The organism is Streptomyces sp. NPDC034086, assembly GCF_055575515.1.
This window is the reverse complement of record NZ_JBVISM010000004.1, coordinates 1-25,479: the sequence shown is the minus strand read 5'-3', so window position 1 is coordinate 25,479 and position 25,479 is coordinate 1. Positions and strand designations below refer to the sequence as shown.

The following is a 25,479-nucleotide window of genomic DNA, read 5'->3' as shown; positions in this document are numbered from 1 at the left end:
GCCGTCCGCTACGGGACCCGCGCTCAGCCCCACTTCTGACGGTCCGAACGGTCGCACGGCAGGGCGCGCAGGCCGGCGGGTCCGTCGTCCAGGCACTGACCGGTGGTCCGGCTCTTGACCTCGGCCGACGCGTCGGGCCACGTCGTGACGGTCCACCGCTGCGACGGGGCCTTGTCGCAGGAGCGGGCGACGAGTCCGCCCTCCTCGTCGCTGTCCAGGCAGGCACCGGTGGCGTGGTTCCTGACCGTGCTGGTGCCGTCGGGCAGCGGGTGGACGGTCCAGCGCTGGTAGCTCGTGCCGTTCGGCGGGAAGGAGCGCAGGCCCTGGTCGAGGCTGTGGTCCAGGCAGCTGCCCGTGGAGCGGTTGACGAAGATCCGCGTCAGGTCGGTCCGTGGCGGCGCCTCCCCAGCCGGCCCCCCGCCCGCCGCGCGCGGCTGCGGGGGCGGCGGCCCGGGCGCCAGGACGAGGAGGCAGAGCGCGGTGCCGAGCACCAGCCCGGCCAGGGCGCCGACGGCCGCCCACGCACAGCGGCCGCGCCACCACGGGCGGACCGGGGGCGGCGGCGGAGGCGCCGGCTGGCTGCGGTCCGCCGCCTCCCACAGGGCCCGGTACTCCGCCGGGTCGGCGCCCAGGGCCCGGCACAGGTCCCGGACGGTGCTCCACGGCGGGACGGTGCTGCCGCGCAAGTAGCGGGACAGCGAGGAGTCGCTGATCATCACCTCCGACTCCAGGGAGCGCAGCGTCCGCCCCGACCGCTGCTGCAGCGCCCTCAGCGCCCCGCCCAGTTGCTGCCCCGGGCTGCGCCCGCCGACGTCCACCATGCTCGCCCCTGTCCCGGGATGGTCGTGTCCCAGCAGGTCAAAAGGGTAGGGATCCCGACTTGCCCGAAGCAAACGGGACAGCGTTGCGCGGCCTCGCCGGACCGCCGCAGACTCTGCGTCAGCCGGCTCCCCGTCGAGTGAGCGGCGATCCCACCACCTGCGCCGTACCGGCGCGTTCCCCCTGCCGGAAATCGGAGGACGGGCATGTCCGTCAACCTCACCCGCCGCGTGGCCACGGCCGCGTTGACCACCCTCCTGTCCCTGGGCTCCCTCGCGCTGGCCGCGCCGCCGGCCCCCGCGGCCGGTTCCTCGGCCGGTTCCTCGGCCGAGACCCTCCGGGCGGCTCCCCGCATCACCCGCTCGGAGGTCCTCGCCCGGGCCAGGACGTGGCTGACCGCCAACAACGGCCGCCCGGTCCCCTACAGCCAGACCACATACTGGAAGGACGGCTACCGGCAGGACTGCTCCGGCTACGTCTCCATGACCCTCGGTCTGCGCAAGCCCGGCCCCAACACCGTCTCCCTCAAGAACGACGGCTTCACCCGCCGCATCGCCATGAAGGACCTCGCCCCCGGCGACCTGGTCATCAAGGCCAACAGCAGCAGCGCCGACCACCGCCACGTCGTCATCTTCGACGGCTGGGCCAACAGCGCGCACACCGTCTACAAGTCCTACGAGCAGGCCGGCGGCGTCGGAACGCGCTGGAAGAAGCACTCCTACGGCGTGAACGGCCGCGACGGCTACCACGCCTACCGCCCCGTCAACATCGTCGGCTGACCCCACCGGGGCACGGCGTGGACGCCCGTACGGCCGTCCCCGCGGGCATCCTGCCCGCTTCCGCCCCGGCGGCCACCACCGCCGACGCCGGCACGCTCGACGGCGACCGGACCTGGCGCTGAGGGAAGGCCCGGGGGCAGGCGGGGGCGGCCGGGGGAAAGCCCCACCCCGCGGCATGCGGGCAGCAGGATCGCCCGGACCGCCGCATACGGAAATGCTGGGCACACCACCGATTCCCCGCATTTCCGTAGGAGTTCACCCATGCCCAGGCAGACCCGTCGCAGGACCCTCGCACGAGCCGCGGCCGCGGCCGTCATGGCCGTCGGCGCCCTGGCCCCGGCCGCGGCCGCCACCGCCCGCCCGGACCCCGTCCAACAGGGGCTGAACGCCCTGGTGGCCGAGGACCGCGTGCCCGCCGCCCTGGCGAGCGTCACGGACCGCGACGGGCGCTCCCGTACGTACACCGCCGGCGCCAGGGACGGGCAGGTGCGCATCGGCAGCAACACGAAGACGTTCACCGCCGTGGTCGTGCTGCAACTGGTCGGCGAGGGCAGGATCGGCCTCGACGACAAGGTCGAGACCCACCTCCCGGGCCTCGTGCGCGGCGAAGGGATCGACGGGAGCCGCATCACCGTCCGCGAACTCCTCCAGCACACCAGCGGACTGCCCGACTACGAGGCGGACGTCACCGACGACATCCTCGGGCACCGCTACCTCGAACCCCGCGACGTCCTCGACATCGCCTTCCGGCACAAGGCCGTCTTCGCACCGGGAACCGGCTGGGCCTACAGCAACACGAACTACGTCCTGGCCGGCCTCATCGTCCAGAAGACCACCGGCCGTCCCCTCGGCGAGGAGATCGACAAACGGATCGTCCGGCCCCTCGGACTGCGCCACACCTACTTCCCCGCCGCCGGCGACATGACCATCCGGGAACCCCATCCCAGGGGCTACCACCAGGACGCGCCGGGCGCGCCCCTGCGCGACGTCACGGAGATCGACCCCTCCGCGTCCTGGGCCGCCGGCCAGATGATCTCCACCAACGCCGATCTCAACCAGTTCCTCACCGCGCTCCTGGACGGCCGCCTCCTGCGGCCCGCCCAGCTCGCCCAGATGCGCACCACCGTCCCCCTCGGCGACACGGGAGCCGGCTACGGGCTGGGCCTGATGAGCAGGCCGCTGTCGTGCGGCGGCGTCTACTGGGGCCACGGCGGCGACATCGCCGGCTACGAGACCCGCGGGGGAGTCACCGAGGACGGGCGCGCCGCCGCTGTCGCGGTGACCACCGACCCGGTCGACGGAGCGGTCACCAGGCACGTCGAGAAGCTCGTGGACACGGCCCTCTGCCGGAACGCCTGAGGGCCGTCCCGCTCATTCCCGGCGGGCGGCCCCCGCCCCCTACCGGTACGCCTCCTCGCGCACCAGCACCGCCACCGGCACCCCGTCCAGCAGCTCCGCCAGCGCCACCCGCCCCCCGTACTCGGCGCCGGCCGTCCCGCCCGGCCGGCTGCCGACCCGCGCCCACCGCCCCTCCGGCAGCTCCAGGGTGGTGCCGCGCCAGCCGCCCGCGGCCGCGAGGCGGTGGGAGAGGCGGGTCGCCACCGCGATCAGCCCGGCCGGACGGGCGAAGGCCACGCAGTGGTCGGCGGCCGGGCCCCGGGCGGGCAGGGGGGCATAGCCGGTGAACAGCCCGGGCCGGTCGCGGCGCAGCCGCAGCAGCGCCGCCGTCAGCGCGAGCTTCTCCCGGGCCGGGTCCGGCGGGGCGGCGCCGGCGTCCAGGGCGGCGAGCGCCTTCCGGGGGAACTCGACGGGGCGGCGGTTGTCCGGGTCGACCAGCGCCCGGTACTCGTACTCGCAGCCCTGGTACACCTCCGGCACCCCCGGCATCGCCAGGTGCAGCAGGGTCATCCCCAGCAGGTTGGCCCGGGCCGCCTCCGCCAGTTCCGGCGGCAGCTCCACCGCCTCCCGGGGCACCAGACCGGCGATGCCCGCCTCGTACGCCTCGTCGGGGTCGGTCCAGGAGGTGTGCACCGCCGCCTCCCGCGCGGCCTTCAGCAGGGCGGCCGCCAGCCGGGACTCCCGTTCGGGCGCCTCACCCAGCCCGAGCGCGCTCTGCCGGGCCACCCACGCCAGCTGCGGGTCGGCCCCGCCCGGCGCCCCCATGGCCTCCGGGGCCTGCGACAGCACCGAGATCCGGGCCCGCACGTCCGCGCTGCGCTTCGTGTCGTGCGTGGACAGCACCGTCCCGGAGGCGGGCCATTCCCGCTCCAGCTCCGCGCAGTACGCGTGGAACCCGGCGACGGACACCGCCGGGTCCCCGGGCTCCCCGCCGACCTCGGTGGCCGACAGCAGCGGGGCCCACCGGTAGAAGGCACGGTCCTCCAGGGACTTGGCGCGCAGGGCGGCCGAGGTCTGCGCGAAGCGCGCCGCGAAGGCGGGCTCCCTCAGCAGCAGCTCCCGTACGCCCTCGACCACCGCGGCCCCCGCCCGCGCGGCGGCCCGCGCCAGGGTCGCCGCCGAGGGCCCCGGTCCGCCCGGGTACGTCCGGTACACCGGCGAGGCGAGCAGCAGCTCCCGCACGCCGACGGCCAGTTCCGGGCCGGCCCACCGCTCCAGCGTCGCCAGCTCGGCGGCCAGATCGACCGTCAGCACCTCCCGCGCGGCCTCCGAGGCGGTCTCCTCCCACGAGGCCGGCCCCCCGGCGGCCTCCCCGTACGAGCGCGCCAGCCGGCGCACCCCCACCGGGTCGGTGAACACGCCGTCCACCCGGTGCAGCGCGTCGTATCCGGTGGTCCCGGCCACCGGCCAGGACGCGGGCAGCCGTTCCCCGCGGGCCAGGATCTTCTCCACGACGATCCAGCACCCGCTCCCGACCGCGGCCCGCAGCCGCCGCAGGTACTGCTCCGGATCCGCGAGCCCGTCCACGTGGTCGATCCGCAGGCCGGACACCACACCCTCCCGCACCAGTTGCAGGATCTTCCCGTGACCGGCCGCGAACACGGCCGGGTCCTCCACCCGCACCCCGATCAGGTCGGAGATCGTGAAGAACCGCCGGTAGTTCAGGGCCGTCCGCGCCTCGCGCCACCAGGCGGCCCGGTACCACTGCGCGTCCAGCAGCTCCCGGAGCGGCAGCGCGGCCGTCCCCGCCCGCAGGGGCAGCTCCAGCCCGCCCGCGTACCGGAGCAGTTCCTCGCCGCCTTCCCCGGCCGCCACCTCGCAGTCCTCGTCCGGGCCGCCCAGCACCGGCAGCAGCACCTGCCCCCCGCCGCCCTCCCAGTCGATGTCGAACCACCGGGCGTACGGCGAGTCCGGCCCCTCCCGCAGCACCTCCCACAGGGGCCGGTTGAGCCGCAACGGCACCGGTACCGCCATGTGGTTCGGCACGATGTCCAGGACCAGCCCCAGCCCGTGGGCCCGCGCCGCCGCCGCGAGCGCGCGCAGCCCCGCCTCGCCGCCCAGTTCGGCGCGGACCCGCGCGTGGTCGACGACGTCGTACCCGTGCTCGGAGCCGGGCACGGCCTCCAGCACGGGGGACAGGTGCAGGTGCGACACGCCGAGCGAGGCGAGGTACGGCACGGCCGCCTCGGCCGCCGCGAACGTGAAGCGCGGGCTCAGCTGGAGGCGGTAGGTCGACGCGGGGACGTCCGGTGTCGACGCGTCGGATTCCGATCGGCTGCTTGAATACCCCAGGGTCATGAGAACGTACGTACCCCGCCCGGGCGATTCCGTGCCATGACCCAATGCATCCGGGTGACTCCAGCGCGTTAGTGTCGATCAAGTGGCCGGAACCGTGAGTACCTATCGACACGTCATCGCCCTGACCGGGCCCCTGCTCCCGCTCGTCTCCTTCCTCGCCCGACTGCCCGTCGCCATGTCCCAGTTCGGGAGCGTCCTGCTGGTCGCCGGGACCAGCGGATCGCTGACCACCGCCGGAATCGTCGGCGGCACCCTCTCGGCCGGCCAGGTGGTCTGCGGGCCCGTCCTGGGCCGGCTCGCCGACCGCCACGGGCAGCGGCCCGTCGTGCTCACCGCCGCCGCCGTCAACGCCCTCGCCACCGCCGTGCTCGTCGCCGGCGCCCTCGGCGGGCTCGCGACCGCCCCCCTTGCCGCGCTCGGCGCCGTCGCCGGGGCCTCCGTACCGCTGATCGGGCCGCTCGCCCGCACCCGCTCCGTCGCGCTCGCGCACCGCGCCGGCGCCGACGAGAAGGTGGTGGGCGCCGTGCATTCGCTGGAGGGCACCCTCGACGAGGTCTCCTTCGTGCTCGGCCCGGCCCTCGTGGGCCTCGCCGCGCTCGTCGCGCACCCGGCCGTCGCCCTGGGCGGCGCCGCCGCGCTCGTGGCCGTGTTCGGCACCGCGTACGCCCTGCACCCGACCGCCGCCGTCACGGCGGGCGCCCCCGCGCCGCGGCGCACCGGCGGCGCCCGGCCCGCCCGCCCGCCCCGCGTGGTGCACGCCGTACGGGGCTCCCTCGCCCTCCAGGGCGCCATGTTCGGCGCCTGCCAGGCGGGCATCGCCTCGCTCACCGCCAAGCTGGGCGTCCCGGGCCAGGCCGGGCTGGTGTATGCCGCCATGGGCGTCGCCAGCGCCGCCGTCGGTCTCGCGCTCGGCGCGCTGCCCGCCCGCTTCGGGCTGAGGCTGCGCTGGCGGGTGGCCACCGGCGCCGCGCTGGTCCTCTCGGTGCCGCTGCTGTTCACCGAGACCCTCTGGCCGCTGTACGCGGTCGTCACCGTCCTCGGAGCCGCCTACGCCCCGCACCTGATCACCGCGTTCGCGCTCACCGAACGCGTCGTGGAGCCGGCCCGGCTCGCCGAGTCGATGGCCTTCGCCGCGAGTTCCCTGGTGGCCGGGCAGGCCGCCGCGCTCGCCGTCTCCGGGCGGCTCGCCGAGTCGTACGGGCCCGCCGGGGCCTTCGCCGTGGCGGTGGGCGCGGCCGCGCTGTGCCTGGTCATCGCCCTCGTGACCCGGGTGCCGTCCGCCCGGCCCCCGGCGGGTGCCTCCGCCGCGGCCCGGCCCGCTCCCTCGCCCGAAGGCACCGCCGCCGGCTACGCCGGCCGCTGAAGCACCACCAGGCTCCGCCCCGTCAGGGGCACCCGGTCCCCGGCCGCGTACTGCGGCCCGGAGCCGGGTGGCGGCACTTCCGCCCGCGCCGTGTCCACGACCAGCCGCCAGTGCGCGCCGTGCCCGGCCGGAACGGTGAATTCCTGCGGTTCGGCGCCCGCGTTGAACATCAGCAGGAACGAGTCGTCGGTGATCCGCTCCCCGCGCGTGCCGGGCTCGGAGATCGCCTCCCCGTTGAGGAACACGGTCAGCGCCCGCGCGTGCTGCGCCTGCCAGTCCCGCGCCCGCATCTCCTCGCCGTGCGGGGTGAACCAGGCGATGTCGGAGAGTTCGTCGTGGGTGCCCTCCACCGGCCGTCCGTGGAAGAACCGGCGCCGCCGGAACACCGGGTGGTCGCGCCGCAGCCAGACCATGCGGCGGGTGAACTCCAGCAGCGCGGGCGGTGGTTTGCCGGGCTCCGGCCAGGTCACCCAGGACAGTTCGTTGTCCTGGCAGTAGGCGTTGTTGTTGCCCTCCTGGGAGCGGCCGAACTCGTCTCCGTGGCTGAGCATCGGCACGCCCTGCGACAGCATCAGGGTGGCGGTGAAGTTGCGCATCTGCCGCTCGCGCAGCTCCTGCACCTCCTTGTCCTCGGTGGGCCCCTCGACCCCGCAGTTCCAGGACCGGTTGTGCGTCTCGCCGTCCCGGTTGCCCTCCCGGTTCGCCTCGTTGTGCTTCTCGTTGTACGAGACCAGGTCGCGCAGCGTGAACCCGTCGTGGCAGGTGGTGAAGTTGATGGAGGCGAGCGGCCGGCGCCCGTCGTCCTGGTAGAGGTCGGAGGAGCCCGTCAGCCGCCCGGCGAACTCCGCGAGCGTCCGCGGCTGCCCGCGCCACAAGTCCCGGACGGTGTCGCGGTACTTGCCGTTCCACTCGGTCCACAGCGGCGGGAAGTTCCCCACCTGGTAGCCGCCCTCGCCCAGGTCCCAGGGCTCCGCGATCAGCTTCACCTGGCTGACCACCGGGTCCTGCTGCACCAGGTCGAAGAACGAGGACAGCCGGTCCACCTCGTGGAACTGCCGGGCCAGCGTGGCCGCGAGGTCGAAGCGGAAGCCGTCCACGTGCATCTCGGTCACCCAGTACCGCAGCGAGTCCATGATCAGCTGGAGTACGTGCGGGGAGCGCATGAGCAGCGAGTTCCCGGTCCCCGTGGTGTCCATGTAGTGACGGGGGTCGTCCGCGAGCCGGTAGTACGAGGCGTTGTCCAGGCCGCGGAAGGACAGCGTCGGCCCCAGGTGGTTGCCCTCGGCGGTGTGGTTGTAGACCACGTCCAGGATCACCTCGATCCCCGCCTCGTGCAGGGCCCGCACCGCCGACTTGAACTCCAGCACCTGCTGGCCCCGGTCCCCGGAGGCGTAGCCGTTGTGCGGGGCGAAGAAGCCGATGGTGTTGTAGCCCCAGTAGTTGCTCAGCCCGTCGTTCACCAGGCGGTGGTCGTTGACGAACTGGTGTACGGGCATCAGCTCCAGCGCCGTCACCCCCAGCTTCGCCAGGTGCCCGATCACCGCCGGGTGCGCCAGCGCCCCGTAGGTGCCCCGCAGCTCCTCGGGCAGGTCCGGGTGGCGCATGGTCAGGCCCTTCACGTGGGCCTCGTACAGCACGGTGTGGTGGTACTCGTGGCGCGGCGGCCGGTCGTTGGCCCAGTCGAAGTACGGGTTCACCACCACCGAACTCATCGTGTGCGGCGCCGAGTCCAGGTCGTTGCGGGAGTCGGGCCGGCCGAAGTGGTAGCCGTAGACCTCCTCGCCCCAGGACACCTGCCCGCTGATGGCCCGCGCGTACGGGTCCAGCAGCAGCTTCGCCGCGTTGCAGCGGTTCCCGCGCTCGGGCTCGTACGGCCCGTGCACGCGGAACCCGTACCGCTGGCCGGGCATGATCCCGGGCAGGTAGGCGTGGCGGACGAAGGCGTCCGTCTCGCGCAGCTCGACGGCCGTCTCCGAGCCGTCGTCGTGCAGCAGGCACAGCTCGATGCGGCGGGCGACCTCCGAGTACACCGCGAAGTTGGTGCCCGCCCCGTCGTACGTGGCGCCCAGCGGATACGCCTGTCCCGGCCAGACTTGCATGGCTAACGACTCTTCCCGTCCTGGTCCGGCTCGCTCCGGCGTGCATCACGTCTCTGCCAGATCTTCCCCGAAAGAGGTGCCCCACGCGTGGACTTGGCATGCTGCCGATGGGTGAACCGGAGACCCGATAGGCGGGTCAACCGACTGTCCGGGCATCACATAATGGGTCAACGGACGGCCGGACCAGGGGACCTGAGGTCATGGGGGACGGCTTCGGGCTGCGTCGGGCCGCGTGCGCGGAGTACCCTTCCGTGATCACTGGAGACGGGCGTCCAGACGCAGAAGGCGGTGCACGGGTGAGCTCGGGAGGTCTGGAGCTGCCCCCTGGTGACAGCGGTCACGAGGGTGGCCCGGCGGACACGGCGGGCGGCGCGTCCGCCGGTGTGCCGGGCGCGGCGGCGGCCGGGGCGGCGGTGTCGCTGGCCCCGCAGGAGGCCGGGGACGCGCGGGCCGGGGCCGAGCTCGACTGGGGCGCGGACGCGTGGAGCGAGGTCCGTACGCGGGCCCAGCGCGCGGGCCGCGCGTACATCTGGCTGAACCTCATCGAGCAGCGGCTGCGCTCGGTGGTCGGCGCCGTGCTGCGGCCCGTCTACGAGCCGGTGCACGGCGGGGACGACTGGGTGGTCGCCGCCGCGGGACCCGCCGGGCAGGAATGGGTGCAGCGGGCGGTGGCGGTGCGCGAGGTCAGCAGGCGCAAGGGCTACCTCCTGGACCCGGCCGACGACAACGTGCTCAGCTTCCTGACGCTGCCGCAGCTGCGCGAGCTGATGGTCCAGCACTGGCCCTGCTTCGAGCCCTACTTCGACGACCGGCGCGAGATCGAGCTGGCCCTCGACGAGCTGGAGGTCACCCGCAACGTGGTCTCCCGCAACCGGGCGCTGTCGCGGGCGGTGCTGGAGCAGGCGGAACGCGCCTCGGCGCGGCTGCTGGAGGTGCTGGGCGCCGGCTCGGGCAGCCCCTCGGCGGACCGGCTGCCGATCGACGCCGTCGAGGACCTGGTCGGGGACCGGTACGCGGACGTCATCTCGGTCCACCCCGACCGGGTGCGGCTCCAGCGGCAGCTCCCGGCGGAGGACCTCTTCGGGGGCGCGCGCCGGCTCGACGCCATCGGCATAGGCCTCAACCTGCTGGTGCAGAACTTCTCGGGCCGCAGGCTGGTGCGGCTCTCGGAGGCCGGCTGCCGGGTGCGGCTGCTGTTCCTGAACCCGGCGAGCAGCGCCGTCAAGCGGCGCGAGCGCGAGCTGGGGCTGCGCAAGGGCGAGCTGAGCCGGTCGGTGGAGATGAACATCCTGCACGTGCGCAGGGTGCGGGCCGGTCTGAAGGACCCGTCGCGCTTCGACATCCACGTCTTCGACGAGACCCCTCGTTTCACGGCGTACCTGGTGGAGGGCCAGTCCTCGGGGATCGCGGTGGTCCAGTCGTACCTGCGCCGGGCCCGGGGCATGGAGGCGCCGGTGCTGGTGCTGCGCGGGGGCGGCAGGGGGGTGCCGAAGGACGCCGACCACGGGCTGTTCCAGACGTACCGGGAGGAGTTCGAGTCGGTGTGGGAGGACTCGCGGCCGGTGTCGTGACCGGGCGGCCCCCGGCCCGCCCGCCCCGCTTCCGTCGGGTTCCCGTCGGTCTCCCGCATCCGGCCGTACCGGGCCGGGTACGGGACGGTCGCGCGGGGGTGGCCCGGCCCGGTGTCAGTGCCGCGTGGCAGGCTGAAACGCGTTGACCTGAAACACGGGGGAGGGGCGCGTCATGGAGGCGTGGCACGGGGGAGCGCTGGTCGGGTTCGACCTGGAGACGACCGGTACGGAGCCGGGCGAGTCCCGGATCGTGACGGCCGCGGTGGTCGAGGTGCGGGGCGGTGAGGTGCACGCCAGGCGCGGCTGGCTCGCGGATCCGGGGATACCGATCCCCGAGCAGGCCGCGGCCATCCACGGGATCAGCACGGAGCGGGCCGTCGCGGAGGGCCGCCCGGTGCGGGAGGTCGCCGAGGAGGTGGCGGCGGCCCTGGTGGAGCACTGGCGCGGCGGAGCCGTGGTCGTCGCGTACAACGCGGCCTTCGACCTGACCCTGCTCTCGGCGGAGCTGGCCCGGCACGGGCTGCCCTCGCTCGCCGACCGGCTGGGCGGCGCCGAGACCGGCCCGGTGGTGGACCCGCTGACGATAGACCGGGCCGTGGACCGCTTCCGGCGCGGCAAGCGGACGCTGGAGGCGGTGTGCGGGGTGTACGGGGTCACCCTCGACGCCGCGCACGACGCGGGGGCCGACGCCCTGGCGGCGGTACAGGTGGCCCGCGCGATAGCCGCCCGGCATCCGCAGGTGGCCGCGCTCAGCCCGGCCGAGCTGCACGACCGGCAGGGCGGCTGGCACGCCCGCTGGGCCCGCGACTTCCAGTCGTACCTGCGCCGCCAGGGCAGCCCGGACGCGGTGATCGACACGGCGTGGCCGCTGCGCGGGCCGGTCCCGGCCACGGCCTGAGCCCCACCGGGCGGACCGCCTGGACGGTTTCGGCCCGGGAGCGGGCCGGCCGTGCGGCACCGCACCGCCCGCGACGGCCCGCGGGACGGCGCGGACGCGGACCGGCCGGCTTATGGGGAGGTGCGCGTCGAAGCACGCCCGGGGGCGGGCCGGCGCCGTCACGGCGTCAGAAGGCGTGCCAGCGGGCTTCCGTGTCGCCGTCGCGCAGGGAGGCCACGCGGCGGCGGAACTCGGTCAGGGCCCTGGGGTTGGACGGCGCGTGCTGGGCGACCCAGGCGCAGCTCGCCGTCTCGCGGGCGCCGCGCAGGACGGTGCAGCCCTCCCACTCCCGTACGTCCCACCCGTACGCGGCCGTGAAGGCCTCGTAGGCGGCGGCGGGCAGCCCGTAGCGGTCCCGGGACAGGGCCATCACCACCAGGTCGTGTTCCCGCAGGTCCGCCGAGACCGTCTCCAGGTCCACCAGGACCGGCCCGTCCGGGCCCACGTGGACGTTGCGGGGCAGGGCGTCGCCGTGGACGGGGCCGGGCGGCAGGTGCGGGGCGAGTGCGGCGACCTCGCCCGCGTAGGCGTCGCGCCGGGCGCGCAGGTACGCCGCGTCCTCGGGGTCGACGGCCGCGCCGGCCAGCCGGAGCCACCGCTCGACCCCGCCCAGCAGGTCCCGCGCGGGCAGGGCGAAGGGGGGCGCGGGCAGCGCGTGCAGCGGCCGCAGCAGTGCCGCGAGGTCCTCGGGGCCCGCCGGGCGGACCGGTTCCGGCAGCCGGTGCCACAGGGTCAGCGGGTGCCCGTCCACCAGCCGGGGCTTCGGTTCCGCGGCCCGGACCGCCGGGATCCCGGCGTCGGCGAGCCAGTCCGCGACCGCCAGTTCCCGCCCGGCCCGCTCCAGCAGTCCCGCCTCGCGGCCCACCTTGACGACGAGGCCGCCGACCGCGAAGACGGCGTTCTCGCCGAAGGCGAGCAGCTCCGGGCGGTCCGTTCCCGCGCCCGCCAGTCCCGCCTCCGCCAGTACGTGCCTGGCCCGCGCCTCGTCCATGCGTTCGTCTCGTCCTTCGCCGGGTCGTCGTGATCACCGTGGATCGCCCCAGTCTCGCATTCCGGGCCCGGGAGCCCCCGGCGGGAGGAGGAACGAGCCATCAGGTCGATTTCCGGACGGGGATGTCCCGGCGGCCCCCCTCCGGTTGAACGAGACGTCTCGTCTCGTTAAGCTCGCGGCATGACCTCAGGCAAGCCCGCCCACATCGCCATGTTCTCCATCGCCGCCGCCGGGCACGTGAACCCCGGCATCGAAGTCATCCGGGAACTCGTCGCCAGGGGACACCGCGTCAGCTACGCCATCCCCGCCCCCTTCGCCGACAGGGTCGCGGAGACCGGCGCCACCCCGGTGATCTGGAAGTCCACCCTGCCCACCGATGACGACCCCGAGGCCTGGGGCACCGAACTCGTCGACCACGTCGAGCCCTTCCTGAACGACGCCGTCCAGGCGCTCCCGCAGCTCGCGGACGCCTTCGAAGGCGACGAACCCGACCTCGTCCTCCACGACATCACCGCCTACCCGGCGCCCGTCCTCGCCCGCCGCTGGGGCGTCCCCGCGATCTCCCTCTCCCCGAACCTGGTCGCCTGGACCGGTTACGAGGAGGAGGTCGCCGCCCCCATGACCGCCGAACTGCGCGCCTCCGAGCGCGGCCGGGCGTACTACGCCCGCTTCCGGGCCTGGCTCGACGGGAACGGCATCGACGCCGACCCGGACCACTTCGTCGGCCGCCCGTCCCGCAGCATCGTCCTGATCCCCCGCGCCCTGCAGCCGCACGCCGACCGGGTCGACCCCGCCGTCCACACCTTCGTCGGCGCCTGCCAGGGCGACCGCAGCGCCACCCAGGGCACCTGGGAACGGCCCGCCCACGCCGAGGGGAAGAAGGTCCTCCTGGTCTCCCTCGGCTCCACCTTCACGAAGCAGCCCGCCTTCTACCGCGCCTGCGCCGAGGCCTTCGGGGACCTCCCCGACTGGCACGTCGTCCTCCAGATCGGAAAGTTCACCGACGAGGCCGACCTGGGGGACATCCCCGCCAACGTCGAGGTCCACCACTGGGTCCCGCAGCTGGACGTCCTGCGCCAGGCCGACGCCTTCATCACCCACGCCGGTGCCGGCGGCAGCCAGGAGGGCCTCGCCACCGCGACCCCGATGGTGGCCGTGCCCCAGGCCGTCGACCAGTTCGGCAACGCCGACATGCTGGCCGCCCTCGGCGTGGCCCGCCACCTCCCGATGGAGGAGGCGAACGCCACCACCCTGCGCGAGGCCGTCCTCGGCCTGCTCGCCGACCCCGGAACCGCCGTCCGGGCGGAGGCCGTCCGCGCCGGCATGGCCTCCGAGGGCGGCACCCGGCAGGCCGCCGACCTCATCGAGGCCGCGCTGTCACAGGCACCCCCTAGGGTTCGGCCATGACGAAGAACGCGAGTGCGAAGAAGTACGCCGCCCTGCTGCGCGGCATCAACGTCGGCGGGCACAAGAAGGTCCCGATGGCCGAACTGCGCGCGGTACTGGAGGGCCTCGGCCACGGCGACGTGAGCACGTACCTGCAGAGCGGAAACGCCGTCTTCAGCAGCACGGGGACCGACCCCGACGCCCTCGCCCGGGACCTGGAAGCGGCCATCGAGACCCACTTCGGGTTCCGGGTGGCCTGCCTGGTCGTCGACGGCGACCACCTGGCGGCCGTCGCCGAGGCCTGCCCCTTCCCGGCCGCCGAACTGGAGGGCAGACAGCTCCACGTCACCTTCTTCTCCGAACAGCCCGGCCCGGAGCGCTTCGCCGCGCTCGACGCCGCCGCGTACCTCCCCGAGGAGTACCGCCTGGGGGACCGCGTCCTCTACCTCTACGCGCCCGAGGGCCTCGGCCGCTCGAAACTGGCCGAGGCCCTCAACCGGCCCGCCGTCGTCAAGGGCCTGGACGTCACCAGCCGGAACTGGAACACCGTCGTCAAGCTCATGGAGCTGACCCGCCTCTGAAGTCCCGCGCCCGGCGGGCACGACGGCCGCGGGAAGGGCCCGTCACGGCCCGACGGCGGCGGTACCCGACCGGTGTGCCAGGCTCTGGGCATGCGTTACATCATCATCGGCGCCGGCGCGGTCGGCGCGACCCTCGGCGGGCGCCTCGCGGAATCGGGCCGGGAGGTCGTCCTCGTCGCCCGCGGCGCGCACGCCGAGGCACTGAAGAAGGACGGACTGCGGCTCACCACCGCCGACGGCACCCGCCTCCACCGGCTGCCCGTGGTCACCGGCCCGGCGGAACTGGGCGGACTGCGCCCGGACGACGCACTGCTGCTGACGGTGAAGACCCAGGACGCCATCGCCGCCCTCGACGCGTGGGGCGACGCGGAGGTCGCCGGCGGCGGCACGGCGGCGCAGCGGCTCCCGCTGCTGTGCGCGCAGAACGGCGTCGAGAGCGAACGGCTCGCGCTGCGCCGGTTCTCCCGGGTCTACGGGGTCTGCGTCTGGCTGCCCGCCACCTTCCTGGAGCCCGGAACCGTCTCGGCCCTGTGCGCCCCCGCCACCGGCATCCTGCACCTCGGGAGGGCGGCCGGCGGATCGGACGCGCGGATCAGGGCCGTCGCCGCCGACCTCGCCGGGGCGGGCTTCGAGGCGCCGGTCGTCGAGGACGTGATGCGGTGGAAGTACGCGAAGCTCCTCGGGAACCTGGGCAACGCGATCCAGGCGACCACCGGCCCCGAGCCGGACCCCGCCAAGGCGGCCCTGCTGCTGCGGGCGATCCGCGAGGGCAAGGCCGCCTTCGACGCGGCGGGCATCGGCTACGCCACCGAGGCCGAACAGTCGGCCGCCCGCGACGGAAAGGCCGAGCAGCCGGCGGGCGTGCGCGGCGGCTCCTCCTGGCAGAGCCTGGCCCGGGGCACCGGCTCGGTCGAGGCCGACTACCTCAACGGCGAGATCTCCCTGCTGGGCCGCCTCCACGGGGTACCCACCCCGGTCAACGACGTCCTGCGCCAGGCGGCGAACATCTTCGCCCGCCAGGGACTCCCGCCGGGCGCGATGTCCATCACCGACCTGACCGCCCTGGCCGACGAGGCCGCCGCCCGCGGCTGACCGGCCCGCCCCGGGTCCTCGTACGCGGACCCGGGCGGACGCCGTTCAGGCCGTGAGGGCCGCGGCGGGCGCCTGGCGGCCGGCCGCCGTGTCGTAGCGGTGCAGCAGGAGGCGGGCCAGTTCCGGGGTGGCGCCCAGGACGCCGGCGACCACGTCCGCGCCCGCCGCCCCGGCGCCCGCCGTGATGCGGTCCGGGAGGAAACCCGGGGCGATGACGTACGGGGCGACCGCCACGCGGCGGACGCCCTCCGCGCGCAGGGCGCGTACGGCGTCCTCCGTGCGGGGAAGGGCGGCGGAGGCGAACGCAGGCCGCACGGCGCACCAACCGGTGTGCCGCCACTCCCGCGCGATTTCAGCGATCACTGCGATCGCCTCCGGGTCGGTGGATCCGGCGGACGCGAGGACGACGCCGGTCGTCGCGCGGTCCGCCGGGGTGAGGCCGAGGCCGGCCTCGGCGAGGCGGCGCTCCAGGGAGGCCACCAGGAGGGGGTGCGGGCCCAGGACGTCCGCGACCCGGACCGAGAGGCCGGGCAGGCGCGTGGCGGCCTCCGCCAGGACCGCCGGGACGTCGGCCTTCGCGTGGAAGGCGCGGGTCAGCAGCAGGGGCAGGGCCACGACCTCCCGCACCCCCGCCAGGTACAGGGAGGCCAGGGAGCGGGAGACGGTCGGCCCGTTGAAGTCGAGGAAGGCCGTCTCCACCCGGAGCCCCGGCCGCAGCGACCGGGCCCGCCCGACGAGGGCGCGCACGGTCGCCGCGTGCCGCGGATCGCGGCTGCCGTGGGCTATCACGAGAAGTGCGCGGGACATGGGACCGGTCTCAGCTCTTGACCAGCAGGCCGCGGCTGCGCAGCACCCACCGCTCGACCGGGCTGAAGATCAGCAGGTCGATGGCGATGCCGACGACCAGGATCAGGATGATCGCGAGGAACACGCCCGGCAGGTCGATGTTGTTGCGGCCGTTCTCCAGGAGCTGGCCCAGGCCCAGACCCAGGTCGGGGGAGCTGGCGATGATCTCGGCGGCCATCAGGGAGCGCCACGAGAAGGCCCAGCCCTGCTTGAGACCGGCGACGTAGCCCGGCAGCGCCGCGGGCATGACCACGTGCCAGGCGCCGCGCAGGCCGGTGGCGCCCAGGGTGCGGCCGGCCCGCAGGAACAGGGGCGGGACCTGGTCGATGCCGGAGACCAGGCCGTTGGCGATCGACGGGACCGCGCCGAGCAGGATCACCGTGTACATCATGGCGTCGTTGAGCCCGAACCAGAGCACCGCGGGCGGCACCCACGCCACCGACGGCAGGGACTGCAGGCCCTGGAGGATCGGGCCGATCGCGGCGCGGACGAACCGCACCCGGGCGACCAGCAGGCCGAGCGGGGTGCCGATGGCCAGCGCGAGGAGGAAGCCGAGCAGGCCGCGGGAGACGGAGGTCCAGACGACCTCGAGGAGGGTCCCCTTGAGCCACATGTCGGACAGGCTGTCCCAGACAGCGGACAGGGCGGGGAGTTTGGTCTCCTCGGTGACCTTCGCCGCGACGAGGACCTGCCAGACCAGCAGCACCAGGGCGACGGCGACGACCGGCGGCAGGACCTTCTTGGTGAGGACCTCGCGCACCGGGGTGCGGTGGGTCTGGACCGCGTCGAGGGCGTCGAGTCCGGCCTCCAGGCCGGCCAGGTCGTCGCGGGTGCCCCGGACGGCCCCGGCCTTCGGGGTGGTGTCAGTGCTGGCCATGGCGGCGGATCTCCCCACGCAGGTGTTCGGTGATCTCGAGGGACAGTTCCGCGACGTCCGCGTCCTCGATGCGGCGCGGCTGCGGGATGTCGACGGTCCACTCCTTGGCGACCCGGCCGGGGCGGGAGGAGAGGAGGACGACGCGCTGGGCGAGGCGGACGGCCTCGCGGACGTTGTGGGTCACGAAGAGGACCGACAGGCCGGTCTCCTCCCAGATGCGGGTGAGTTCGCCGTGCAGGACGTCGCGGGTGATGGCGTCGAGGGCCGCGAACGGCTCGTCCATCAGCAGCAGCCGGCTGTCCTGGGCGAGGGCGCGGGCGAGGGCGACGCGCTGGCGCATGCCGCCCGACAGCTCGTGGACGCGCTTGCCGTACGCGCCGCCGAGACGGACCAGCTCCAGCAGCCGCTCGGCCTCGGGCTTGCGGTCGGTCTTCGCCACCCCCCGCAGCCGCAGGGCCAGTTCGATGTTCTTGCCGGCGGTGAGCCAGGGGAAGAGGGCGTGCTCCTGGAACATCAGGGCCGGACGCCCGAGGGTCTCGATGGACCCCGCGGACGGCTCGTCCAGACCCGCGACCAGGTTCAGCAGGGTGGACTTTCCGCACCCCGAGGCCCCCAGGAGGGTGACGAACTCGCCAGGAGCGACATCGAGACTGATGTCGTCCAGGACGAGCTGCGATCCGGCCGGGCCGGGGAAGGACTTCGAGACGTGCTCGATGCGGGTGGCGTGCGTCTGCTCCGCTACCGCGCCCTCGGCAGCCTTGGCGAGAGTGGTGGCCATGGTCGTCACCTCCTGGGGTTGCTGGACTACGGATTTACTTGGCGCCGAGACCGGCGTCGGCGACCGCGGGCTTGCCGGCGGCCTTCAGGACCTTGTTCAGGAGCGTCAGGTCGTAGATGCCGGCCAGGTCGGGCTTCTCGAGGAGCTTGGCCTTGACCGCCCAGTCCGACTCCGTCTTCAGCGTGTTCGCCAGCGGGTCGTCGGTGACGAGGATGCTCTGCCACGCCGGGTCGAGGACCTTCGCCTCGAGCTCCTTGCCGCTGTCCGCCTTCAGCCGGGCGTTGGCGGACGCCTTCGCCCTGTCCGGGTTGGCGTTGATCCACTCGTTGGTCTTCACCGTGCCCCTGAGCACGGCCTCGACCACGTCCGGGTGCTCCTTGAGGAACTTCTGCGACACGATCACGTTCGTGATCACGAACTTCTTGTCGGGCCACAGGGAGGTCTCCTCCAGGAGGACGGAACCCCCGTCGGAGACGAGCTTGGAAGCCGTCGGCTCCGGCACCCAGGCGCCGTCGATGGAGCCCTGCTTGAAGGCGTCCGGGGTGACCTTGTTGTCCGTGCGGACGACGGAGACGTCGCCCTTGCCGGACTCGGGGTCGACCGACCAGCCCTTCTCGGCGATCCAGTTGAGGAACGCGACGTCCTGCGTGTTCCCCTTCTGCGGGGTGGCGATCCTCTTGCCCTTGAGGTCGTCCAGGGACTTGATCCTGTCCGGGTTCACGACCAGCTTCACGCCGCCCGAGGCGGAGCCGGAGACGATCCGCAGGTTCTGCCCCTTGGACTTCACGTAGCCGTTGATGGCCGGCGAGGGACCGATGAAACCGATGTCGAGAGAGCCGCCGTTGAGGGCTTCGATCTCGGACGGACCGGCGTTGAAGGACTGCGGCTTGACCTTGGTGCCGTTCAGTTCCTTCTCGATCAGGCCTTCCTGGAGGCCGACCAGGGCGGTCGCATGGGTCAGGTTCGGGAAGTACCCGATGCGGACCTCGGAGGCGGAGAGCTTCGGGCCGCCGCCGTCGGCGGCGCCGGACGCCTTCGCGTCCGTCTTCTCGGCCTGCGAGCCGTAGCCGCAGGAGGCGAGCGCGCCGATCAGGAGGGGCAGGGCCGCTGCGGCGACGACGCCGCGGCGCAGGGTCTTACGGGTGGAACCGGTGGCAGGCACGGGAGGACGTCCTCTCGACGCGCCGTCTGTGGACTACGGCGCATGTCTTCGTCTGGGGTGGAAGGGCAGGCAGGGGTCGTGCGGAGCGAGGGCGCGACGGCGGGACGCCGACGGCGGTGCGGTCATCGCACACATCGCGCCACTCCTCCCTGGCCGCTGCCGAGGGCGCCGCTGCCCACGCGGCCGCCCTCCTTCGCGAAGGTGGAGTAGATGTCGCCGAACATGATCTAGAAGTCCCACCCTTCTTCGTCCGCCTGCACGGTCTCGGCCTTGGCGGCGAAGGCCTCGCCCGCCATGCCCGCCGCCAGGGTCGTTCCGTCGGCCGGGTCGATCAGCAGGAAGGACCCGGTGCGGCGCGAGTCGGCGTACGCGTCGAGCGCGAGCGGCTCGGCGGTACGGACGACGACCCGGCCGATGTCGTTGGCCACGAGCTGCCCGGGGTCCGGGTGCTGCGACAGGTCGTCGAGGGTCAGCCGCGAGGGGATCTCCTTGACGATCGCCTTGACCGTGCGCGTGGTGTGCTTGAGCAGCACCCGCGCGCCCACGGCCAGCGGCTGGTCGGCCACGTGGCAGACCGTCGCGACCACGTCCTGCGTGGTGGCGGGGGCGCTCGCGGACGGCGCGATCAGGTCACCGCGCGAGATGTCGATGTCGTCCTTGAGGCGCAGCGTCACCGACTGCGGCGACCAGGCGATGTCCACGGACCCGCCGAGGGCGTCGATGCCTTCGATGACCGAGGTGCGGCCGGAGGGCAGGACGGTGACGGCCTCGCCGACGCGCAGGACGCCGGAGGCGATCTGGCCCGCGTAGCCGCGGTAGTCGGGGTGCTCGGCGGTCTGCGGCCGGATCACGTACTGCACGGGGAAACGCGCCGGGCAGGCCGTGAGGTCGTGGCTGACGGGGACGGTCTCCAGGTGCTCCAGCACCGTCGGGCCGCCGTACCAGTCCATGTTCGCCGAGGGCTCCACCACGTTGTCGCCGGCCAGCGCCGAGATCGGGATGGCGGTGATCTCCGGGACGCCCAGCTCCGAGGCGTACGCGGTGAACTCCTCGGCGATCTCCGCGAAGACCGTCTCCCGGTAGCCGACGAGGTCCATCTTGTTGACGGCGAGGACGACGTGGGGGACGCGCAGGAGGGCGGCGACGGCGGCGTGGCGGCGGGTCTGCTCGATGACGCCGTTGCGGGCGTCGACGAGGACCACGGCCAGGTCGGCGGTGGAGGCGCCGGTGACCATGTTCCGGGTGTACTGCACGTGCCCGGGGGTGTCGGCCAGGATGAACCGGCGCCGCGCGGTGGCGAAGTAGCGGTAGGCCACGTCGATGGTGATGCCCTGCTCCCGCTCGGCCCGCAGGCCGTCGGTGAGCAGCGCCAGGTCGGGCGCGTCCTGGCCCCGGTCGGCGGAGACCCGCTCCACGGCCTCCAGCTGGTCCTCCAGGACCGACTTGGAGTCGTGCAGCAGGCGGCCCACCAGGGTGGACTTGCCGTCGTCGACGGAACCCGCGGTGGCGAAGCGCAGCAGCGTCGTGGCGCTGAGCTGCTCGGTGGTGGTCGTCATGGTTAGAAGTACCCTTCGCGCTTGCGGTCTTCCATCGCGGCCTCGGACAGCTTGTCGTCGGCGCGGGTCGCTCCCCGTTCGGTGAGCCGGGACACGGCGATCTCGGCGATCACGGCGTCGAGCGTGGTCGCGTCGGAGTCGACGGCGCCGGTGCAGGACATGTCGCCGACGGTGCGGTAGCGCACGAGGCGCTTCTCCACGGGCTCGGTGTCCTTTGGGCCGCCCCATTCGCCGGCGGTGAGCCACATGCCGTTGCGCTGGAAGACGTCCCGCTCGTGGGCGAAGTAGATCTCGGGCAGTTCGATGCCCTCGCGGGCGATGTACTGCCACACGTCCAGCTCGGTCCAGTTGGACAGGGGGAAGACGCGGACGTGTTCGCCGGGGGCGTGGCGGCCGTTGTAGAGCTGCCACAGTTCGGGGCGCTGGCGGCGGGGGTCCCACTGGGAGAACTCGTCGCGCAGGGAGAAGACGCGTTCCTTGGCGCGGGCCTTCTCCTCGTCGCGGCGGCCGCCGCCGAAGACGGCGTCGAACTTCAGCCGCTGGATCGCCTCGGTGAGCGGGACGGTCTGGAGCGGGTTGCGGACGCCGTCGGGGCGCTCGCGGAGCTTGCCGGCGTCGATGTACTCCTGGACGGAGGCCACGTGCAGGCGCAGGCCGTGCCGGGCGACGGCGCGGTCGCGGTAGGCGAGGACCTCGGGGAAGTTGTGCCCGGTGTCCACGTGCAGCAGCGCGAACGGCACCGCGGCGGGCGCGAACGCCTTCAGCGCCAAGTGCAGCATGACGATGGAGTCCTTGCCGCCGGAGAACAGCACCACCGGCTTCTCGAACTCCCCCGCCACCTCACGGAAGATGTGCACCGCCTCGGACTCGAGGGCGTCGAGGTGCGACAGCGCGTAGGGCGCGTCGGAACCGGAATCGGTGTGCAGGTGCGCGGCGGTGGTCATGCCAGACCCCTCTCGGTGAGCAGTGCGTGCAGGGCCGAGGCCGACTCCTGCACGGTCTGCGTGTGCGACTCGATCCGCAGGTCCGGCTTCTGCGGTGCCTCGTACGGGTCGTCGACCCCGGTCAGACCGGTGATCTCGCCCGCCGCCTGCTTGGCGTACAGGCCCTTCACGTCACGTTCGGAGCACACCTCGACCGGGGTGGCCACGTGCACCTCCAGGTACGTGGTCCCGGCGGCCGCGTGCCGCTCGCGGACGGCGTCACGGCTGTCCGCGAACGGCGCGATCACCGGCACCAGCGCCTTGACGCCGTTGCTCGCCAGGAGCTCGGCGACGAACCCGATCCGCTGCACGTTGGTGTGCCGGTCCTCCCGGCCGAAACCCAGCCCCGCCGAGAGGAACTCGCGGATCTCGTCCCCGTCGAGCACCTCCACCCGGTGGCCCTCGGCGCGCAGCCGCTCGGCCAGCGCGTAGGCGATCGTGGTCTTGCCCGCGCTCGGCAGCCCGGTCAGCCACACCGTGGCGCCCTGGTCGCTCACGCTCATCCGCTCCGTCTCCGTCACTTCTTCACTCGTCGCCATCAGCCGTGCAACCCGCACTCGGTCTTGCCCAGACCCGCCCACCGGCCGGCCCGCGCGTCCTCGCCCTCCGCCACACGACGCGTGCAGGGAGCGCAGCCCACCGAGGCGTAACCGTCCATCAGCAGCGGATTGGTCAGCACCCCGTGCTCGGCCACGTACGCCTCCACGTCCGCCTGCGTCCAGCGGGCGATCGGCGACACCTTGACCTTCCGCCGCTTCTCGTCCCAGCCGACCACCGGCGTGTTCGCCCGGGTCGGGGACTCGTCCCGGCGCAGACCCGTGGCCCACGCGTCGTACCCGGTCAGACCCTCCTCCAGCGGCCTGACCTTGCGCAGCGCACAGCACAGGTCGGGGTCACGGTCGTGCAGCCTCGGCCCGTACTCGGCGTCCTGCTGCGCCACCGACTGGCGCGGGGTCAGCGTGATGACGTTGACGTCCATCACCGCCGCCACCGCGTCCCGCGTCCCGATGGTCTCCTCGAAGTGGTAGCCCGTGTCCAGGAACACCACGTCCACACCCGGCCGCACCCGCGACGCCAGATGCGCCACGACCGCGTCCTCCATCGAGGACGTCACGCAGAACCTGTTCCCGAACGTCTCCACGGCCCACCGCAGGATCTCCGTGGCGGAAGCCTCCTCCAGGTCCCGGCCCGCCCGCTCGGCGAGCTCCTTGAGACCGGTTTCCTGAGTGGTGGTCATATCTCGTCCCCTCCAGCGGTGTCGGACCGAACGCCCCGGGCCAGCAGCCCGAGGTACTTCAGCTGGAAGGCCCGGTTGCAGGCCCTGCATTCCCAGGCGCCGTGACCCGTCTCGTGGGGAAACAGGTCCTCGTCGCCGCAGTACGGGCAGTAGAACGGTGCGGCGCGCTCGCTCATGAGAGGCTCGCGTCGCTGGCGCGGCCGACCCAGGCGGCGAAGCGCTCGCCGTCCTCGCGCTCCTCCGCGAAGCGCTTGACGACCCGCTCGACGTAGTCGGGCAGACCGGCCGAGGTGACCTTGAGGCCGCGGACCTTGCGGCCGAAGCCGGCCTCGAGGCCCAGCGCGCCGCCCAGGTGCACCTGGTAGCCCTCCACCTGGTTGCCGTCGTCGTCCAGGACCAGCTGTCCCTTGAGACCGATGTCCGCCACCTGGATACGGGCGCAGGCGTTCGGGCAGCCGTTGATGTTGATGGTGATCGGCTCGGCGAAGTCCGGCAGGCGGCGCTCCAGCTCGTCGATCAGCGAGGCGCCGCGGGCCTTCGTCTCGACGATGGCCAGCTTGCAGAACTCGATGCCGGTGCAGGCCATGGTGCCGCGGCGGAAGGGCGACGGCTTGACCCGCAGGTCCAGCGACTCCAGGGCCGCGACCACCGAGTCGACCTGGTCGGCCTCGATGTCGAGGACGATCATCTTCTGCTCGGCGGTGGTGCGCAGCCGGCCGGAACCGTGCTGCTCGGCGATGTCCGCGATCTTGGTCAGGGTGGCACCGTCGACGCGGCCGACGCGGGGCGCGAAGCCGACGTAGAACCTGCCGTCCTGCTGCTGGTGGACGCCGACGTGGTCACGCCACTGGCCGGAGGGCTGCTCGGGCGCGGGGCCGTCGGTCAGCTTCCGCTTCAGGTACTCGTCCTCCAGGACCTGGCGGAACTTGGCCGGGCCCCAGTCGGCGACGAGGAACTTCAGACGGGCGCGGGTGCGCAGGCGGCGGTAGCCGTAGTCCCGGAAGATCGAGATGACGCCCTCGTAGACGTCCGGGACCTCGTCGAGGGAGACCCAGGTGCCCAGCCGGACGCCCAGCTTGGGGTTGGTGGACAGACCGCCGCCGACCCAGACGTCGAAGCCGGGACCGTGCTCGGGGTGGTTCACGCCGACGAAGGCGATGTCGTTGATCTCGTGCGCCACGTCGAGCAGCGGCGAGCCGGAGACCGCGGACTTGAACTTGCGGGGCAGGTTGGAGAAGGCCGGGTTGCCGACGATGCGGCGGTGGATCTCCTCGATGGCGGGGGTGCCGTCGATGATCTCGTCCCGGGCGATGCCGGCGACGGGCGAACCGAGGATGACGCGGGGCGTGTCACCGCAGGCCTCGGTGGTCGAGAGGCCGACGGCCTCCAGGCGGCGCCAGATCTCCGGGACGTCCTCGATCCGGATCCAGTGGTACTGCACGTTCTGGCGGTCGGTGAGGTCCGCGGTGCCGCGCGCGAACTCCTCGGAGATCTCACCGATGACGCGGAGCTGCTCGGTGGTCAGCCGGCCGCCGTCGATGCGGACGCGCAGCATGAAGTACTTGTCGTCCAGCTCCTCCGGCTCCAGGACCGCGGTCTTGCCGCCGTCGATCCCGGGCTTGCGCTGGGTGTACAGGCCCCACCAGCGCATGCGTCCGCGCAGGTCGTTGGGGTCGATCGAGTCGAAGCCCGTCTTGGAGTAGATCGTCTCAATGCGTGTCCGCACGTTGAGACCGTCGTCGTCCTTCTTGAACTGCTCGTTGCCGTTGAGGGGCGTGTGGTGTCCGACGGCCCACTGGCCCTCGCCGCGGTGACGGCCGGTCTTGCGGCGCGCTGCGGCTGCGGGGGCGGCTGCGGGCGTATCAGGGGTGGCGGCCATGGCGGGTACGTCCTTCTTCAACGGCTCGAGGTGGAGGCAGGGGGGAGCGGCGGCGCGCCCCTGTCACGCTGGAGTCTCTGAGCAGGTGCGGCCGGCATCCGCCCGCGTGCCGGGGTTGCCGGCGGGCAGGGGGCGGTGTTCGGCCTCAGGGGGCTTGCGGGTGATCGACGCGTCCGCGGCGGCGGGGACTGCGGCGATGTGCGGCGGTCGCTGGTTCCGTCAGCGCGCCGGACAGATGGCGCTGGACATGCGGCCGAGGTCGACGTGCCGCCGACTCACCAAGGCGATTCCAGCTCCATTCATGGCCGAAGCGTGGCATGTGGCGATTGGAGGAGTCCACTACTGTCCACGATCCGGACGAACTGGTCCCGCATCCTGGGACGACGTGACGGGCGTCACTGCGCAGCCGCGCTCAGGGCTGCGCTGCCGGGCGGGGGTTCTGTGGGGTGCGGCCCTCTCCCGGGCCGCGCCTCAAACGCCGGCGGGGCTGGGTGTGGTGGCGCAGCCTGTGCGTCTGCGGACCGTGTCCTGGGGGCCAGCCCCCAGACCCCCGCGCCTCAAACGCCGGCGGGGCTGGAGTTGGCCCCCCGCGCCTCAATCGCCGGCGAGGCTGGAGTTGGCCCCCCGCGCCTCAAGCGCCGGAGGGCTGGAGTTGGCGGCGGGGTTGGAGCTGCCGGCGGGGGCTGGAGGTGGCTGCGTGAGGGGGCGGGGACGGGGTGGGGTGTCGTCCGGGGCTAAAACGAGATGAATTCGGCGCGAGCCACCCCGTACGACGCAGATCCGGAACGGGCGCCGAACATCGAAGCCCGCCCCGGACGACACCCCACCCCGGCACCGACCCCGCCCC

22 protein-coding genes and 1 pseudogene are annotated in these 25,479 nt (G+C 73.4%); 8 read left to right on the top strand and 15 right to left on the bottom strand.

Annotation, left to right across the window (positions count from 1 at the left end; genetic code table 11):
- Window positions 1-23: 23 nt before the first annotated feature.
- Window positions 24-821, bottom strand: coding sequence for an RICIN domain-containing protein (locus tag ACZ514_RS12965; protein ID WP_469124710.1), 798 nt, complete (start codon window positions 819-821; stop codon window positions 24-26).
- 204 nt (window positions 822-1,025) lie between these two features.
- On the opposite strand from ACZ514_RS12965, the gene ACZ514_RS12960 reads away from it, so the two are divergent.
- Window positions 1,026-1,598 carry a C40 family peptidase gene (locus tag ACZ514_RS12960; RefSeq protein ID WP_468165069.1) on the top strand — a complete coding sequence of 191 codons (573 nt, stop codon included), beginning with the start codon at window positions 1,026-1,028 and terminating at the stop codon, window positions 1,596-1,598.
- Window positions 1,599-1,859: 261 nt separating this feature from the next.
- Entirely contained in the window at window positions 1,860-2,957 is a 1,098-nt protein-coding gene (locus tag ACZ514_RS12955; protein ID WP_469124709.1) for a serine hydrolase domain-containing protein, read from the top strand.
- A gap of 39 nt (window positions 2,958-2,996) precedes the next feature.
- Here ACZ514_RS12955 and treY read toward each other — a convergent pair whose 3' ends face one another.
- Complete coding sequence (treY, locus tag ACZ514_RS12950; protein ID WP_469124708.1) at window positions 2,997-5,294, bottom strand: malto-oligosyltrehalose synthase; 2,298 nt, start codon at window positions 5,292-5,294, stop codon at window positions 2,997-2,999.
- Window positions 5,295-5,388: 94 nt separating this feature from the next.
- On the opposite strand from treY, the gene ACZ514_RS12945 reads away from it, so the two are divergent.
- Complete coding sequence (locus tag ACZ514_RS12945) at window positions 5,389-6,657, top strand: MFS transporter (RefSeq protein WP_469124707.1); 1,269 nt, start codon at window positions 5,389-5,391, stop codon at window positions 6,655-6,657.
- Here the strand turns inward: ACZ514_RS12945 and glgX are convergent.
- Window positions 6,642-8,756: a glycogen debranching protein GlgX gene (glgX, locus tag ACZ514_RS12940; protein WP_468165061.1), complete on the bottom strand. Its 2,115-nt coding sequence runs from the start codon at window positions 8,754-8,756 to the stop codon at window positions 6,642-6,644. The two genes, ACZ514_RS12945 and glgX, sit on opposite strands and share 16 nt — an antisense overlap.
- A gap of 296 nt (window positions 8,757-9,052) precedes the next feature.
- Between glgX and ACZ514_RS12935 the strand changes: the two genes are divergently transcribed.
- Together ACZ514_RS12935 and ACZ514_RS12930 are read left to right on the top strand one after the other, a co-directional pair.
- Entirely contained in the window at window positions 9,053-10,327 is a 1,275-nt protein-coding gene (locus ACZ514_RS12935; RefSeq protein ID WP_468165059.1) for an SAV2148 family HEPN domain-containing protein, read from the top strand.
- 172 nt (window positions 10,328-10,499) lie between these two features.
- Complete coding sequence (locus ACZ514_RS12930; protein WP_468165057.1) at window positions 10,500-11,225, top strand: exonuclease domain-containing protein; 726 nt, start codon at window positions 10,500-10,502, stop codon at window positions 11,223-11,225.
- Window positions 11,226-11,391: 166 nt separating this feature from the next.
- Here ACZ514_RS12930 and ACZ514_RS12925 read toward each other — a convergent pair whose 3' ends face one another.
- Window positions 11,392-12,255, bottom strand: a complete 864-nt coding sequence (locus tag ACZ514_RS12925; RefSeq protein ID WP_468165055.1) for an aminoglycoside phosphotransferase family protein — start codon at window positions 12,253-12,255, stop codon at window positions 11,392-11,394.
- Window positions 12,256-12,400: 145 nt separating this feature from the next.
- Here ACZ514_RS12925 and mgt point away from each other — a divergent pair.
- From mgt to ACZ514_RS12910, 3 genes and pseudogenes are all read left to right on the top strand, one after another.
- A pseudogene (mgt, locus tag ACZ514_RS12920) lies at window positions 12,401-13,662 on the top strand (macrolide-inactivating glycosyltransferase).
- Window positions 13,659-14,222 (top strand): DUF1697 domain-containing protein, encoded by a 564-nt coding sequence (locus ACZ514_RS12915; RefSeq protein ID WP_469124706.1) that lies wholly within the window; start codon window positions 13,659-13,661, stop codon window positions 14,220-14,222. The pseudogene mgt and the gene ACZ514_RS12915 overlap by 4 nt, the downstream one beginning before the upstream one ends.
- A gap of 90 nt (window positions 14,223-14,312) precedes the next feature.
- Window positions 14,313-15,314 (top strand): ketopantoate reductase family protein, encoded by a 1,002-nt coding sequence (locus tag ACZ514_RS12910; RefSeq protein ID WP_469124705.1) that lies wholly within the window; start codon window positions 14,313-14,315, stop codon window positions 15,312-15,314.
- A gap of 45 nt (window positions 15,315-15,359) precedes the next feature.
- Here ACZ514_RS12910 and ACZ514_RS12905 read toward each other — a convergent pair whose 3' ends face one another.
- From ACZ514_RS12905 to ACZ514_RS12855, 11 genes are all read right to left on the bottom strand, one after another.
- The gene (locus ACZ514_RS12905; RefSeq protein WP_469124704.1) at window positions 15,360-16,121 is read right to left on the bottom strand and encodes a sirohydrochlorin chelatase; all 762 of its coding nucleotides are present in this window, start codon (window positions 16,119-16,121) and stop codon (window positions 15,360-15,362) included.
- A gap of 10 nt (window positions 16,122-16,131) precedes the next feature.
- Entirely contained in the window at window positions 16,132-17,037 is a 906-nt protein-coding gene (locus ACZ514_RS12900) for an ABC transporter permease (protein WP_468165047.1), read from the bottom strand.
- Entirely contained in the window at window positions 17,024-17,815 is a 792-nt protein-coding gene (locus ACZ514_RS12895; protein WP_469124703.1) for an ABC transporter ATP-binding protein, read from the bottom strand. Before ACZ514_RS12895 ends, ACZ514_RS12900 begins: the two co-directional genes overlap by 14 nt.
- 34 nt (window positions 17,816-17,849) lie before the next feature.
- The gene (locus ACZ514_RS12890) at window positions 17,850-18,977 is read right to left on the bottom strand and encodes an aliphatic sulfonate ABC transporter substrate-binding protein (protein ID WP_468697368.1); all 1,128 of its coding nucleotides are present in this window, start codon (window positions 18,975-18,977) and stop codon (window positions 17,850-17,852) included.
- A gap of 227 nt (window positions 18,978-19,204) precedes the next feature.
- On the bottom strand, window positions 19,205-20,533 hold the full coding sequence (locus tag ACZ514_RS12885) for a sulfate adenylyltransferase subunit 1 (protein WP_468165041.1): 1,329 nt from the start codon (window positions 20,531-20,533) through the stop codon (window positions 19,205-19,207).
- 2 nt (window positions 20,534-20,535) lie between these two features.
- Window positions 20,536-21,477 carry a sulfate adenylyltransferase subunit CysD gene (gene cysD, locus ACZ514_RS12880; protein ID WP_468697371.1) on the bottom strand — a complete coding sequence of 314 codons (942 nt, stop codon included), beginning with the start codon at window positions 21,475-21,477 and terminating at the stop codon, window positions 20,536-20,538.
- On the bottom strand, window positions 21,474-22,055 hold the full coding sequence (cysC, locus tag ACZ514_RS12875) for an adenylyl-sulfate kinase (RefSeq protein WP_468165037.1): 582 nt from the start codon (window positions 22,053-22,055) through the stop codon (window positions 21,474-21,476). The genes cysD and cysC overlap by 4 nt, the downstream gene beginning before the upstream one ends.
- Window positions 22,055-22,753, bottom strand: a complete 699-nt coding sequence (locus tag ACZ514_RS12870) for a phosphoadenylyl-sulfate reductase (RefSeq protein WP_469124702.1) — start codon at window positions 22,751-22,753, stop codon at window positions 22,055-22,057. The genes cysC and ACZ514_RS12870 overlap by 1 nt, the downstream gene beginning before the upstream one ends.
- Window positions 22,750-22,929 (bottom strand): hypothetical protein, encoded by a 180-nt coding sequence (locus ACZ514_RS12865; protein WP_360896096.1) that lies wholly within the window; start codon window positions 22,927-22,929, stop codon window positions 22,750-22,752. The genes ACZ514_RS12870 and ACZ514_RS12865 overlap by 4 nt, the downstream gene beginning before the upstream one ends.
- Entirely contained in the window at window positions 22,926-24,632 is a 1,707-nt protein-coding gene (locus tag ACZ514_RS12860) for a nitrite/sulfite reductase (RefSeq protein WP_468165033.1), read from the bottom strand. The genes ACZ514_RS12865 and ACZ514_RS12860 overlap by 4 nt, the downstream gene beginning before the upstream one ends.
- A gap of 219 nt (window positions 24,633-24,851) precedes the next feature.
- A complete protein-coding gene (locus tag ACZ514_RS12855; RefSeq protein WP_312847410.1) occupies window positions 24,852-24,935 on the bottom strand; it encodes a putative leader peptide in 84 nt (27 codons plus the stop codon).
- Window positions 24,936-25,479: the final 544 nt, after the last annotated feature.

Coding starts and splice junctions, on each gene's coding strand:
- cysD (WP_468697371.1), bottom strand. CDS start 21,477: ATGACCACCGCCGCGCACCTGCACACCGATTCCGGTTCCGACGCGCCC.
- ACZ514_RS12865 (WP_360896096.1), bottom strand. CDS start 22,929: ATGAGCGAGCGCGCCGCACCGTTCTACTGCCCGTACTGCGGCGACGAG.
- ACZ514_RS12960 (WP_468165069.1), top strand. CDS start 1,026: ATGTCCGTCAACCTCACCCGCCGCGTGGCCACGGCCGCGTTGACCACC.
- ACZ514_RS12900 (WP_468165047.1), bottom strand. CDS start 17,037: ATGGCCAGCACTGACACCACCCCGAAGGCCGGGGCCGTCCGGGGCACC.
- cysC (WP_468165037.1), bottom strand. CDS start 22,055: ATGGCGACGAGTGAAGAAGTGACGGAGACGGAGCGGATGAGCGTGAGC.
- ACZ514_RS12910 (WP_469124705.1), top strand. CDS start 14,313: ATGCGTTACATCATCATCGGCGCCGGCGCGGTCGGCGCGACCCTCGGC.
- treY (WP_469124708.1), bottom strand. CDS start 5,294: ATGACCCTGGGGTATTCAAGCAGCCGATCGGAATCCGACGCGTCGACA.
- ACZ514_RS12915 (WP_469124706.1), top strand. CDS start 13,659: ATGACGAAGAACGCGAGTGCGAAGAAGTACGCCGCCCTGCTGCGCGGC.
- ACZ514_RS12955 (WP_469124709.1), top strand. CDS start 1,860: ATGCCCAGGCAGACCCGTCGCAGGACCCTCGCACGAGCCGCGGCCGCG.
- ACZ514_RS12855 (WP_312847410.1), bottom strand. CDS start 24,935: ATGAATGGAGCTGGAATCGCCTTGGTGAGTCGGCGGCACGTCGACCTC.
- ACZ514_RS12905 (WP_469124704.1), bottom strand. CDS start 16,121: ATGTCCCGCGCACTTCTCGTGATAGCCCACGGCAGCCGCGATCCGCGG.
- glgX (WP_468165061.1), bottom strand. CDS start 8,756: ATGCAAGTCTGGCCGGGACAGGCGTATCCGCTGGGCGCCACGTACGAC.
- ACZ514_RS12860 (WP_468165033.1), bottom strand. CDS start 24,632: ATGGCCGCCACCCCTGATACGCCCGCAGCCGCCCCCGCAGCCGCAGCG.
- ACZ514_RS12965 (WP_469124710.1), bottom strand. CDS start 821: ATGGTGGACGTCGGCGGGCGCAGCCCGGGGCAGCAACTGGGCGGGGCG.
- ACZ514_RS12925 (WP_468165055.1), bottom strand. CDS start 12,255: ATGGACGAGGCGCGGGCCAGGCACGTACTGGCGGAGGCGGGACTGGCG.
- ACZ514_RS12870 (WP_469124702.1), bottom strand. CDS start 22,753: ATGACCACCACTCAGGAAACCGGTCTCAAGGAGCTCGCCGAGCGGGCG.
- ACZ514_RS12885 (WP_468165041.1), bottom strand. CDS start 20,533: ATGACGACCACCACCGAGCAGCTCAGCGCCACGACGCTGCTGCGCTTC.
- ACZ514_RS12895 (WP_469124703.1), bottom strand. CDS start 17,815: ATGGCCACCACTCTCGCCAAGGCTGCCGAGGGCGCGGTAGCGGAGCAG.
- ACZ514_RS12930 (WP_468165057.1), top strand. CDS start 10,500: ATGGAGGCGTGGCACGGGGGAGCGCTGGTCGGGTTCGACCTGGAGACG.